A 12,817-nucleotide genomic window follows, 5' to 3' on the forward strand; every position below is an offset into this window, starting at 1 on the left:
TCGCGGTCGCCGTCCACGGCAGCGCGACGACGGTCGGCCACACGAGTTCACGCCTTGGGGGAGCCGCCGCTCGAACCGACCGCCGCCGTTCGCTGCCGGCGCTGTCGGCGGTGCGCCCTACGCTGTCGATCAAGCAGCGAGGGGAGCCGCATGGGTGACGAGACGACGACGAGGACGCAGCCGGAGCATCCGCAGCTCGGGTACTTCCGGGCCGCCGACCGGGTGCTCGCGCACCTCAGCGACACGCACTTCCTCGCGGAGGGCGCTCCGCTCTACGGGCGCGTCGACACCGTCTCCCGGCTCGAGCAGGCCGTCGCGCGGCTCGTCGAGCGCGGCGGTCGGCTCGACGCGATCGTCGTCACGGGGGACGTCGCCGATCGCGGTGAGGAGGACGCCTACCGGCGGGTCAGGGACGTCCTCGATCCCGTGGGCGAGCGCTTCGACTGCCCGATCGTCTGGGTGATGGGCAACCACGACGAGCGCGGTGCGTTCCGCCGGGTGCTCCTCGACCAGGAGGCGGGTGATGCGCCGATCGATACCCCGATCGACCAGGTCGTCGACCTCGGCGGGCTGCGGCTCATCGCGCTCGACAGCGCGGTGCCGGGCTACCACCACGGCGCGCTCACCGGCGAGCAGCTCGAGGCGCTCCGAGCCGAGCTCGCGACGCCTGCTCCACTCGGCACGATCCTCGCGCTGCACCACCCGCCGCTGCCGACGCCGCTCGGCGCGATGACCGTGCTCGAGCTCCGCGGAATGGACCGGCTGGAGGAGGTGGTGCGCGGGACCGACGTGCGCGCGATCCTCGGCGGGCACCTGCACTATCCGACGGCCGCGACCTTCGCCGGCGTCCCGGTCTTCGTCGCCGGAGCGACCAGCTACACGATGGACCTCGGCGCTCCGGAGCGCGAGCTCGCCGGCATCGACGGCGCGCAGAGCTTCTCGCTCGTCCATGTGCACCCTGAGACCGTCGTCACCTCGCTCGTCCCCAGCGCGACGGCGCCGATCGCCACCCGCTTCGGCACGGACCTGATCGAGAAGCTCGAGAGCCTCGACGAGCAGGGCCGCATCGACCTGTGGTCGCGGATGCCGGGCACCGATGGCTGACACTCCTCCCGCAGGCCTGCCCCCGCGTGGCGAGCCGCTCGCGGCGGCCGTGGAGGACTTCCTCCGCTACGTCCTCGACGAGCGCTCCCTCTCACCCGCCACGGCCCGCGGCTACCGCGCCGACCTCTCGACGCTGATCGACTTCGCCGCGAGCCGGAAGCAGCCGATGCTCGCCCAGCTCGACCTCGAGCTGCTCCGTGACTGGCTCTGGCACGAGTCGCAGACCGGCGTCGCCCGCGCGACGCTCGCCCGGCGGACTGCGGCCGTCCGCTCCTTCTCGTCCTGGGCGCAGCGCTCCGAGCGCCTGCCGATCGACGTCGCCGCGCGCCTGCGCACGCCGAAGGGCGGGCGCCCGCTGCCGCGCGTGCTCACCGAGCCGCAGACCGAGCACCTGATCGACGTGGTCGCGGCGCGCGGGGCGACCGAGGACCCGGTGGCCCTGCGCGACCTCGCGATCATCGAGCTCCTCTACGCGTCCGGCATCCGCGTCTCCGAGCTCGTCGCGATCGACATCGGCGACCTCGACCTGAGCCGGCTCACCGTGCTCGTCACCGGCAAGGGAAGCAAGCAGCGCGTCGTACCGTTCGGCGTGCCCGCGAAGGAGGCGCTCATCGCCTACCTGGAGAAGGCCCGCCCGCAGCTGCTCCCGGACGCGGAGTCCAGCGCGACCGGGACGAGCACCCCGGCCCTCCTCCTCGGCCGTCGCGGCGCCCGCCTCACCCCGCGCACCGTCTACGGCGTCGTCGCCCGGCTCCTCGACGGCGGCCAGGGCTCCGGCCCGTCCGGCCCGCACACCCTCCGTCACACCGCGGCGACGCACCTGCTCGACGGGGGAGCGGACCTCCGCGCCGTCCAGGAGCTGCTCGGCCACGCGAGCCTCGGCACCACGCAGATCTACACCCACGTCTCGACCGAGCGGATCCGCGAGGCCTACCGCCTCGCCCACCCGCGCGCCTGAGCGCGCCGCCGTCACCACCGCCTGCTCCGGATCGGCGACCGCTCCTGCGGCCACTCCGTCCATCGGCAGCAGCACCGCCCGCGGGATCCCGCCGAAGAACCGCATCGGGTTCACGTACTCCCCGTCCTCGCGCACCCCGAGGTGCATGCACGAGCCGTCGCAGTGCCCGCCCGAGCCCACCGAGCCGATGACGTCCCCGGCGCGGACCTCCTGACCCTTCGCGACGGACGGCTCCACCGGCTCCACGCTCGACACCAGCCCGTCGGCGTGCGCGATGCTGACCACGCTCCTGTCGACCACCCGCCCCGCGAAGGACACCCGCCCGTCCGCGACGGCCCGCACCGGAGAACCCGCCGTGGCAGCGAGGTCGATCCCGCGATGCCCCGCGGCGTAGCGATGCGCGGGCGCCCGCCACGGCTCGACGACGGGGAAGCCGTCCACCGGCGGGGTCCAGAGCATCGGACCGAGCAGGGCGAGCACCAGGAACACGCCCGGGCGGAGGAGGAGAGGAGCAACCATGCGGACACCCTCGCCGACAGCGCAGAGGCGCGGGCGACTCGCGGCCCGACCGGGGGAGAAGCACCGGAGGACGCCGCCTGTGGAGGAGCGACTGCGAAAGCAGCGCTCCGCAACCCGTCCCGGCGGATTGGCAGGCGGGAGTAACGTGCCTGTGATCCGGAGCGGGCGCGGAGACACCGCACCCACCGGCGGCGAGAATCGGAGACGACCATGACCAGCGGACGATCTGACACCATCCCGAACCCCTCGGCGGCGAAACTGAAGAGGAAGGTGATCGGTCTCGCCATCGCGGCGGCGGTCGGCGGCTTCCTCTTCGGCTTCGACTCGTCCGTGGTCAACGGAGCCGTCGAGGCGGTGCAGGGCGAGTTCGAGCTGTCGGCCGCGCTGATCGGCTTCGCCGTCGCGTCGGCCCTCCTCGGCTGCGCGGTCGGCGCCTATCTGGCCGGTCGCCTCGCGGACCGCTGGGGCCGCATCAAGGTCATGCTGCTCGGCGCAGGCCTCTTCTTCATCTCCTCGATCGGCGCAGGCGCGGCCTTCGCCGTGTGGGACCTCGTCCTCTGGCGCGTCGTCGGCGGCCTGGGCATCGGCATCGCCTCGGTGATCGCCCCCACCTACATCTCCGAGATCGCGCCCAAGGCGATCCGCGGTGCGCTCGCGTCGCTGCAGCAGCTCGCGATCACGCTCGGCATCTTCGCCGCGCTGCTCTCGGACACCGTCATCGCCGAGGGCGCGGGCGGCGCGTCCGAGCCGTACTGGTTCGGCGTCGCGGCCTGGCGCTGGATGTTCATCGCCTGCGCCGTCCCCGCCGTGATCTACGGCCTCCTCGCCCTGACGCTGCCGGAGTCGCCGCGCTACCTCGCCACGCGGGGTCGCTCGCAGGACGCGCGCAAGGTCCTCGCGACGGTCACCCCGCGCGACGAGGTGGACGAGGCACTGGCCGACATCCAGAAGAAGATCGACGAGGACGCCGAGAACGCCCAGCGCTCGAGCCTGCGCGGTCCGGCGCTCGGCCTGCTGCCGGTGGTCTGGGTCGGCATCCTGCTCTCGGTGTTCCAGCAGTTCGTCGGCATCAACGTGATCTTCTACTACTCGACCTCGCTCTGGAGCGCGGTCGGCTTCGACGAGTCGAACTCGTTCGCCATCTCGGTCTTCACCTCGGTCGTGAACGTCGTGGTCACCTTCGTCGCGATCTTCCTGGTCGATAAGGTCGGCCGGAAGCCGCTGCTGCTCGTCGGCTCCGCCGGCATGGCGATCTCGCTCGGACTGATGGCGCTCGCGTTCAGTCAGTCGACGATCAGCGGCGAGGACGTCTCGCTGCCCGGTGCCTGGGGCCCGATCGCCCTCGTCTCGGCCAACGCCTTCGTGGTCTTCTTCGGCGCGACCTGGGGCCCGCTGGTCTGGGTGCTGCTCGGCGAGATCTTCCCGAACCGGATCCGCGCCGCCGCCCTGGGCCTCGCCGCCTCGGCGCAGTGGATCGCCAACTTCGCGATCACGGTGACGTTCCCGATCCTGTCGCAGGACGTCTCGCTGACCCTCGCCTACGGCCTGTACGCGGCGTTCGCCCTCATCTCGTTCTTCTTCGTCTTCCTGTTCGTGCCCGAGACCAAGGGCCGCTCGCTGGAGGAGATGGACACCCTGCACATCCGCACCGTGATGAAGTCGGCGCGCAAGTAGCGCACGGCCTCGCCTTGCTCCGAGCTCCGGCTCGCGAGAACGCCTCCGGCTCGTGGAATCCCAGCGGTTCTGCGTGCCGGAGGCGTTTCCGCGTGCCGGAGCCGCGTGGCTGAGCTGCGCGGCGGACTTCGGGCACGTGATTGCGGGTCGGGCTCGTCAGATCGAGTGGTTCCTGCGTGCCGGAGGTGTTTCTGCGTGCCGGAGCCGCGCGGCGGGACGTCGGGCCCGAGGTTTCGGTCCGGGCTCGTGGGATCGGGCGGCTTCCGAGTGCCGGAGGTGTACTCACCTGCCGAACGTGGGTGGTGGAGCCCCGGGCTCGCGATTTCGGCTCGGGCTCGTCGGATCGGAGATTCTCCGCGTGCCGGAGGTGTTTCTGCGTGCCGGAGGTGAGCAGCGGGACCCCGGGCTCGTGATCTCGGCTCTGGCTCGTCGAATCGGGCGGTTTCCGCGTGCCGGAGGCGTCTCCGCGTGCCGGAGGTGGTCGGCAGCCGGGCGGCGGACGCGCGGGCAGTCACCCGCGGGGGAGGCGGCCGTCCTGGTGCTAGTCTTCTCGGAGCACCTCGCTCGTCGGGGTGACTACGCGCGCCCATTCGGCCAACGCTCCCCACGGTCCCCTTCGCCCAGTGCGAGGAGGGCGGGAGCGCGCCGGGCGCCAGGGCGACGTGCCGACCGGCCGTCGCGGACAACCGAACGGGAGTTCGGCGCCGTCGTGCGCCCGAGCCCCAGAGAAGGAGAACGACTCATGGCAGTCGTCACCATGCGCCAGCTGCTCGACAGCGGCGTCCACTTCGGGCACCAGACCCGTCGCTGGAACCCGAAGATGAAGCGCTTCATCCTGACCGAGCGCTCGGGCAGCTACATCATCGACCTCCAGCAGTCGCTGGCCTACATCGACAAGACCTACGACTTCGTCAAGGAGACGGTCGCCCACGGCGGCACCATCCTCTTCGTCGGCACGAAGAAGCAGGCGCAGAACGCGATCTCCGAGCAGGCGACCCGCGTCGGCCAGCCCTACGTCAACCAGCGCTGGCTCGGTGGCCTCCTCACCAACTTCCAGACGGTCTCCAAGCGCCTCGCGCGCATGAAGGAGCTCGAGGAGCTCGACTTCGACGACACGTCGAAGAGCGGCTTCACGAAGAAGGAGCTCCTCATCAAGAAGCGGGAGCTCGACAAGCTGCACAAGTCGCTCGGCGGCATCCGCAACCTCTCGAAGACGCCGTCGGCCCTGTGGGTCGTCGACACCAAGAAGGAGCACCTCGCGATCGACGAGGCCAAGAAGCTGGGCATCCCGGTCATCGGCATCCTCGACACGAACTGCGACCCGGACGAGGTCCAGTACCCGATCCCGGGCAACGACGACGCGATCCGCTCGGTGAGCCTGCTCACCCGCATCGTCGCCGACGCCGCCGCCGAGGGCCTCATCCAGCGTCACCAGAAGCCCGAGGCCGAGGGCAACGTCTCCGCCGTCGAGCCGCTGGCCGAGTGGGAGAAGGAGCTGCTCACCACGAGCGACGACTCCGCCGCCTCGACCGACGCCGCCGCGACCGACGCCCCGGCGTCCGACGTCCAGGAGCCCGCCGAGCAGGCCGGCGCCGAGACCGAGAAGGTCGCCGACGCCGAGCTCGCGACCGCCGACGAGGCCGTCGCCGAGGCCGAGGCGCCCGCCGAGGCCGACTCGACCACCGAGTCCGCGACCGACGAGACCCCCGCGTCCGTCTGACACCCGCACTGAGCCGGGGGTCGGACGGGTCGCGAGAGCGCCCGGCCGACCCCCGCTCATTCGGTGCACGTTCACCACGAAGCAGAACCGCCGACACCCCGGCGTGATGGAGTCCTCGACACCGAGGCCCGTCGCCGCGGGACCGGCAGACCACGACGTCCTGGCGGGCGCGGGTGCGCGAAGCACCGCGCCGACCGGACACAACAGAGGAGTTCGCAGAACTATGGCTAATTTCAGCCTCGCTGACGTCAAGACGCTGCGCGAGCAGCTCGGAACCGGCATGGTCGACACCAAGAACGCGCTCGTCGAGGCCGACGGCGACCTGGACAAGGCGGTCGAGATCCTCCGCCTCAAGGGCGCCAAGGGCAACGCGAAGCGCGCCGACCGCTCCACGAGCGAGGGCCTCGTCGCCGCCGCCGAGAAGGACGGCGTCGCCACCCTGATCGAGCTCGCCTGCGAGACCGACTTCGTCGCCAAGGGCACCAAGTTCATCGCCCTGTCCGAGGGCGTGCTGGACGCGGTCGTCGCCGCCGGCGCCACCACCGTCGAGGAGGCCCTCGCGGCCCCCGCCGGCGACAAGACCGTCGCCGACCTCATCAACGACGAGGCCGCGATCCTCGGCGAGAAGGTCGAGCTCCGCCGCGTCGCCACCGTCTCCGGCGAGCACTTCGCCGTCTACCTGCACAAGACCAACAAGGACCTGCCCCCGCAGGTCGGCGTGGTCCTGGGCTACTCGGGAGACGACGCGGACACCGCGCGTTCGATCGCGCAGCACATCTCGTTCGCCAACCCCTCCTACCTGTCGCGCGAGGACGTGCCGCAGTCGGAGGTCGACAACGAGCGCCGCATCGTCGAGGAGATCTCGCGCGGCGAGGGCAAGCCCGAGGCCGCCCTGCCGAAGATCATCGAGGGTCGCGTCAACGCGTACTTCAAGCAGGTCGCGCTGCTCGACCAGGACTACGCCAAGGACAACAAGCTGTCCATCAGCAAGGTCGTGGCGGACGCCGGTCTGACCGTGTCGGGCTTCGCCCGCTTCAAGGTCGGCGCGTAGCACGCACAGCGAGGGGAGTCCGGGTCGTTCAGTCGACCCGGACTCCCTTCGCTCTGCCCGGGGGAGGCGCCCGGGCGTGGTCGCGGGGCGTCCCCCGCGCGGGATAGGTTTGTACGGGTCTACGGGAGGAAACGTCCATGACGGAGACGGATGCGAAGACGACGGGCAAGCGCCGCAGGGTGCTGCTGAAGCTGTCGGGGGAGGCGTTCGGAGCCGGCACTCTCGGGGTGAACCCGGACGTGATCAGCGCCCTGGCGCGCGAGATCGCCGACGCCGCGACCGAGGTCGAGATCTCGGTGGTCGTCGGCGGCGGCAACTTCTTCCGCGGGGCCGAGCTCTCGCAGCGCGGCATGGACCGCGGCCGCGCGGACTACATGGGCATGCTCGGCACGGTGATGAACGCCCTCGCCCTGCAGGACTTCCTCGAGCAGGCCGGCGCGGAGACGCGCGTGCAGTCCGCGATCGCGATGACGCAGGTCGCCGAGCCCTACATCCCCCGCCGGGCGATCCGGCACATGGAGAAGGGCCGCGTCGTGATCTTCGGCGCGGGCGCGGGCCTGCCCTACTTCTCCACGGACACCGTCGCCGCGCAGCGCGCGCTCGAGACGCACGCCGACGTCGTGCTCGTCGCGAAGAACGGCGTCGACGGGGTCTACGACGCCGACCCGCGGACCAACCCGGACGCGAAGAAGCTCGACACCCTCACCTACCAGGAGGCGCTGCAGCGCGGTCTCAAGGTCGTCGACTCGACCGCCTTCAGCCTCTGCATGGACAACGGCATGCCGATGCAGGTCTTCGGGATGGAGCCGGCCGGCAACGTCGCGCGCGCCATCCGGGGCACCCGGCTCGGCACCCTCGTCTCCAACTAAGGCGCCCCCGCCCCGAACTAGACTGACCACTTCCCTCTCTTAAGGAGCCCCCTGTGATCTCGGATGTACTCGCCGACGCGACCGTCAAGATGGACAAGGCCGTCGGAGTCGCCAAGGAGGACTTCTCCACGGTGCGCACCGGTCGGGCCAACCCCGGCCTGTTCCAGAAGGTGCTGGTGAGCTACTACGGCACGCCCACCCCGCTCTCGCAGCTCGCATCGCTGCAGAACATCGAGGCGCGCACGCTGCTGGTCACCCCGTACGACAAGGGCGCCCTGCGCGACATCGAGCAGGCCATCCGGGACATGCCGAACCTCGGCGCGAACCCGACGAACGACGGCTCAGTCATCCGGATCAACCTCCCCGAGCTCACCGCCGAGCGCCGCAAGGAGTTCGTGAAGATCGTGCGCACCAAGGCGGAGGACGCGAAGATCGCCGTCCGCAACATCCGCCGCAGCGCGAAGAGCGACCTCGACGCGCTCAAGGGCGACATCGGCGACGACGAGCTCTCGCGCGGCGAGAAGGAGCTCGAGGCCCTGACCAAGCAGCACGTGGACGCCATCGACGAGGCGCTCAAGCGCAAGGAATCCGAACTGCTCGAGGTGTAGTGCCGTGCCCGTGAACCCCGAGGATCCCGAGAGCAGCGACGACGCTCCGGCGCCGCACGTTCCGGGCGCCCGGGGTTCGCGCATGGTCACGCGCGACGCCCTGCGCGCGCGGGCCCAGCAGGGCCGGGCCGACGTCGAGCGACAGCTCGAGGCGACCCGTGCCCAGCTCGAGGCGACCAACGAGCGCCTCACCGCGCGCTCGGGCCGGAACCTCGTCTCCGCGACCGTCATCGGCCTCATCGGCGGCGGCGCGATGGTCGTCAGCCTGCTGGTCGTCAAAGAGCTCTTCATGGTGCTGGCCGGCGCGTTGGTGCTGCTGGCGGCGCTCGAGCTGTCGAACGCGCTGCGCCACGCCGGCCGCGACATCCCGCGCATCCCCACCGGGGTCGTCGCCGTGGTCGCCGTGCCGGCGGCCTACTACGGCGGGATGCAGGCCGCCTGGTTCGCCGTGCTGGGCGGCTCGGCGCTGGTCGCCCTCTGGCGGCTGGGGGAGCAGCTCCTCCGCCGGACAAGGTCGACCGGTCGCGAGCTCCTGCTCGACGTCGGGCTCGGCGCGTTCGTGCAGATCTACGTCACGTTCCTCGGCGCCTTCGCGATCCGCCTCGTCGCGGAGGAGGGCGGCCAGCTCTGGGCGCTGTCCTTCCTGATCCTCGTGATCGTCGTCGACACCGGCGCCTACGTCAGCGGTCTCACCTGGGGCAAGCACCCGATGGCGCCGCGGATCAGCCCGAAGAAGACCTGGGAGGGGTTCGCGGGAGCGGCGGTCGCGGGCGTCGTCGTCGGCGTTCTCCTCGCCCTCCTGCTGCTCGGCCAGCCCTGGTGGGTCGGCGCCGTGTTCGGCGCGGTCGTCCTCCTGACGGCGACGCTGGGCGATCTCGCCGAGTCGCTGATCAAGCGCGACATCGGCATCAAGGACATGAGCTCGTGGCTGCCTGGGCACGGCGGCTTCCTCGACCGGCTCGATTCGATCCTCCCGTCGGCCGCCGCGGCCTACGTGCTCTACTTCGTCTTCGCGCACTGACCGTGCGCGCGGTGATCGGGCCGTGGCCGAGCGCACGGGCTCCGGCCCCTCGCGGCGCGGTCGACGCGCCGATTCCCGGACCGGGCCGCCGTCTTGGCAGAATGACGGGATGAACGCTCCCTTCCCCCGCGCGCGCGAGTCCCGGCCCGGCTACGACACGGACGAGGTCGACTCCTTCCTCGCCTCGGCCAGGGACGCCTACGCCCAGCTCTCGGGCGGTCCGGCCGACCTGCGCGCGGTGGATCTGCGGCACACCGCCTTCTCGCTGAAGAAGGGCGGCTACTCGGCGCCGCACGTCGACGCCGCGCTGGAGCGCCTCGAGGACGCCTTCGCGGTGCGCGAGCGCCAGTACGCGATCGCGGCGCAGGGCGAGGAGGCCTGGCTCCGGAATGCCCGCGAGACGGCGCAGGAGATCGTGAACCGCCTGGCGCGGCCCGCGCGTGAGCGCTTCACCCGCGCCGGCGTGCTGACCACCGGCTACAACATCCGCCAGGTGGACGCCTTCTCGGACCGCGTCTCCGGCTACTTCCGGGACGGCTCCGTGCTGACCGTGGACGACGTGCGGACGGTGTCGTTCGCCCCGCAGCGCGGCGGCTACTCCGAGCCGCAGGTGGACCTCGTGCTCGACGCCGTGGTCGACGTGATGCTGGCGGTGCGCTGAGCGGTCGGCCCCGCACTGGCGGATCGAGAGGTCCTCCGTTATGCTTTCGTGATCGTGGGTATGCATCAGAGAACGTCCGTCGCGCAGCCACCCGTCTCCCGATCCTCGGTCGAGACCTCGAAGCGCCCGGCGGCCCGTCGGTCCCGGACCCGTGTCCCGCTGGCGTTCCTCGCCTTCGCCGCCTCCATCGGCTTCGTCGCCGTCAGCGCGGTCGACCCGTCCAGCGGCGCCGTCGCGTCGCCCTTCTACCAGGCCCCGGAGCGCTTCAACGGCGACCCGGCCCAGCGCCTCGTTGTCGCCGAGGCGGCGGTCGAGCGCACCGTCCAGCGCGACACCTTCGACGCGCAGGCCAAGCCGACCCCCACGCCGACTCCGACGCCGACCCCCACTCCGACGAAGTCGAAGCAGGCCGTCGTCGAGGACGACGAGGAGGAGTCGGCCGCCGCGGCGCCCGTCGCCCGCTCGGCCGCCCCGGACCCCGGCTCGGCGAAGGCCCTCGCCTACGACCAGATCGTGCAGCGCGGCTGGGCCGACAGCGAGTACGACTGCCTCGTGCTGCTGTGGAACCGCGAGTCCGGCTGGAACGTCTACGCCGAGAACAAGTCCAGCGGTGCCTACGGCATCCCGCAGGCGCTCCCCGGGAGCAAGATGGCGACCGTCGGCGGCGACTGGCAGACCAACGCCGACACCCAGATCACCTGGGGTCTCGGCTACATCTCCGGTCGCTACGGCTCGCCGTGCGGCGCCTGGGCGCACTCGGAGAGCGTCGGCTGGTACTGATCGCCGCCGCCGTCCGTCCCCGGGGCGGTCGGTCCGCCCGATAGCCTGAGAGCGTGGATTACGCGCTGCTCGGAGTCGTCGGGATCATCACCGTCGTCACCGTCGCGCGCTTCTCGAGCCGGCTCGGAGTCGCGGCGCCGCTGCTGCTCGTCGTCATCGGCATCGGCGCGTCCTACCTCCCCGGCGTCCCCGAGATCGAGGTCGAGCCGGAGCTGATCCTCGCCGGGGTCCTGCCTCCGCTGCTGTACTCCGCGGCGATCCAGGTGCCGCTCGCCGACTTCCGGCGGAATCTGCGCTCGATCTTCGGGCTGTCGGTGCTGCTCGTCGTCGTCACGGCGCTCGTCGTCGGCTTCTTCCTCTACATGCTGCTGCCGGACCTCAGCCTCCCGGCCGCCATCGCGCTCGGCGCCGTGGTCAGCCCGACCGATGCGGTCGCGGCCACCTCGATCGGCAAGAAGCTCGGCCTGCCACCCCGGCTCGTGACCGTGCTCGAGGGCGAGAGCCTCGTCAACGACGCGTCGGCGCTCGTGCTGCTGCGCGCCGCCACGGCCGCGACCGCGGTGGTGGGCGCCTCCGTCTCGAGCGACGCCATCGACATCGGCGAGGTCGGCGTGCTCTTCGTGTACTCGGTCGTGATGGCCGTCGTCCTCGGGCTGGTGATGGGCGTGCTGACCGTCTTCGTGCGCTCGAAGCTGCGCGACCCGGTGCTGGACACCGCGGTCTCGTTCGCGGTGCCCTTCCTCGCCTACATCCCGGCGGAGGAGCTCGGCGCCTCGGGTGTCCTCGCGGTGGTCGTCACCGGCATCTACACCGGGCACAACAGCGCGCGGTTCCTCAGCCCGCAGTCGCGGATCAGCGAGCGCGTCAACTGGCGGACGGCGCAGTTCCTGCTGGAGAACGGCGTGTTCCTCCTGATGGGCGCCGAGATCAAGGCGATCGTCGGCGACATCGAGCCGGGCGGCGTCGGCGTCGACACCGCGGTCCTCCTCGGGCTCGCGACGGTCGTGATCCTGATCGTGCTGCGCACCCTCTTCGTCTGGCCGCTGCTGCTCTGGCTGCGCGGCTCGGGCCGGCGGGCGGAGCGGATCAACCGCCGGCTCGCGGTCGGGGTGATGCGCCTGCGCAACAGCGCCAGCAGCGACGAGCGTTTCGTCCGCCGCCGGCAGCGGGCGGAGCGGCTGTACCAGCGGCGGGAGACGGACCTCGCGGCGACGACCAGCGAGGCGTTCGGCTGGCGCGGCGGCGTCATCCTCTCCTGGTCCGGGATGCGCGGCGTGGTCACGCTCGCGGCGGCGCAGTCGCTGCCGGAGGAGACGCCGTACCGCTCGCAGCTGATCCTGATCGCCTTCACGGTCGCGGTGGTCACCCTCCTGCTGCAGGGGGCGACGCTGCCGGCGCTCATCCGGGTCACGGGCATCCAGGGGAGCGACGGCGACGCCGACCGCCGCGAGCTGGCCACGCTGCTCGACGAGGTCGCCTCGACCGGCATCCAGGCGCTGCCGGAGGCGGTCGAGGACCTGCCGGCCGGCAGCGTCGGCGAGCGGGTGCTGGAGCGGGTCCGCCGGGACACGCTGACCCGCTCGCAGGTCGCGTGGGAGCAGGTGGAGCGCGAGGCCGACGGCCCGCTGGGCCCGCAGGGGCAGTACCTGCACCTGCGGCGGGCGGTGCTCAGCGCCGAGCGCGAGGCACTGCTGGAGGCGCGCGGTCGAGGGGTCTACTCCTCGCGGATCCTGCGGCGGGCGCAGCTGATGCTCGACGCCGAGGAGACGCGGCTCGAGATGGACGACTCCTCGCACTGACCCGCCCGGGCGGGACGGCTGCGAGCGAGTGCTCGCGCGGCGGCTCCTAGACT

11 protein-coding genes and 1 pseudogene are annotated in these 12,817 nt (G+C 71.6%); 11 read left to right on the plus strand and 1 reads right to left on the minus strand.

Going from position 1 to position 12,817, the window contains the following annotated elements; genetic code table 11:
- Positions 1–150: 150 nt before the first annotated feature.
- Complete coding sequence (locus tag EDF43_RS17280; RefSeq protein WP_132437833.1) at positions 151–1,104, plus strand: phosphodiesterase; 954 nt, start codon at positions 151–153, stop codon at positions 1,102–1,104.
- On the plus strand, positions 1,097–2,062 hold the full coding sequence (locus EDF43_RS17285) for a tyrosine recombinase XerC (RefSeq protein ID WP_132437834.1): 966 nt from the start codon (positions 1,097–1,099) through the stop codon (positions 2,060–2,062). Before EDF43_RS17280 ends, EDF43_RS17285 begins: the two co-directional genes overlap by 8 nt.
- Before the next feature lie 117 nt (positions 2,063–2,179).
- On the opposite strand, the pseudogene EDF43_RS17290 reads toward EDF43_RS17285, so the two are convergent.
- A pseudogene (locus tag EDF43_RS17290) lies at positions 2,180–2,581 on the minus strand (M23 family metallopeptidase); the annotation flags it as partial.
- A 210-nt stretch (positions 2,582–2,791) separates the two neighbouring features.
- On the opposite strand from EDF43_RS17290, the gene EDF43_RS17295 reads away from it, so the two are divergent.
- The 9 genes from EDF43_RS17295 to EDF43_RS17335 all read left to right on the plus strand — a co-directional run bounded on the left by EDF43_RS17295 (position 2,792) and on the right by EDF43_RS17335 (position 12,764).
- Positions 2,792–4,255, plus strand: coding sequence for a sugar porter family MFS transporter (locus EDF43_RS17295; RefSeq protein WP_123445729.1), 1,464 nt, complete (start codon positions 2,792–2,794; stop codon positions 4,253–4,255).
- Positions 4,256–4,997: 742 nt separating this feature from the next.
- Positions 4,998–5,975, plus strand: coding sequence for a 30S ribosomal protein S2 (rpsB, locus tag EDF43_RS17300; protein WP_127886405.1), 978 nt, complete (start codon positions 4,998–5,000; stop codon positions 5,973–5,975).
- Positions 5,976–6,198: 223 nt separating this feature from the next.
- On the plus strand, positions 6,199–7,026 hold the full coding sequence (tsf, locus tag EDF43_RS17305; RefSeq protein WP_132437835.1) for a translation elongation factor Ts: 828 nt from the start codon (positions 6,199–6,201) through the stop codon (positions 7,024–7,026).
- 137 nt (positions 7,027–7,163) lie between these two features.
- Positions 7,164–7,895: a UMP kinase gene (gene pyrH / locus EDF43_RS17310; protein ID WP_123445732.1), complete on the plus strand. Its 732-nt coding sequence runs from the start codon at positions 7,164–7,166 to the stop codon at positions 7,893–7,895.
- Between the two features lie 53 nt (positions 7,896–7,948).
- A complete protein-coding gene (frr, locus tag EDF43_RS17315; protein ID WP_123445733.1) occupies positions 7,949–8,503 on the plus strand; it encodes a ribosome recycling factor in 555 nt (184 codons plus the stop codon).
- Positions 8,504–8,585: 82 nt separating this feature from the next.
- A complete protein-coding gene (locus EDF43_RS17320) occupies positions 8,586–9,524 on the plus strand; it encodes a phosphatidate cytidylyltransferase (RefSeq protein WP_123704777.1) in 939 nt (312 codons plus the stop codon).
- Positions 9,525–9,633: 109 nt separating this feature from the next.
- Positions 9,634–10,185 carry a DivIVA domain-containing protein gene (locus EDF43_RS17325; protein ID WP_123703370.1) on the plus strand — a complete coding sequence of 184 codons (552 nt, stop codon included), beginning with the start codon at positions 9,634–9,636 and terminating at the stop codon, positions 10,183–10,185.
- Between the two features lie 60 nt (positions 10,186–10,245).
- Positions 10,246–10,965 carry a lytic transglycosylase domain-containing protein gene (locus tag EDF43_RS17330; protein WP_132437836.1) on the plus strand — a complete coding sequence of 240 codons (720 nt, stop codon included), beginning with the start codon at positions 10,246–10,248 and terminating at the stop codon, positions 10,963–10,965.
- Between the two features lie 53 nt (positions 10,966–11,018).
- Positions 11,019–12,764 carry a sodium:proton antiporter gene (locus EDF43_RS17335; RefSeq protein ID WP_123736860.1) on the plus strand — a complete coding sequence of 582 codons (1,746 nt, stop codon included), beginning with the start codon at positions 11,019–11,021 and terminating at the stop codon, positions 12,762–12,764.
- The last annotated feature ends 53 nt before the right edge of the window (positions 12,765–12,817 follow it).

Source organism: Rathayibacter sp. PhB179 (genome assembly GCF_004345345.1).
GTDB classification, from domain to species: Bacteria; Actinomycetota; Actinomycetes; order Actinomycetales; family Microbacteriaceae; genus Rathayibacter; species Rathayibacter festucae.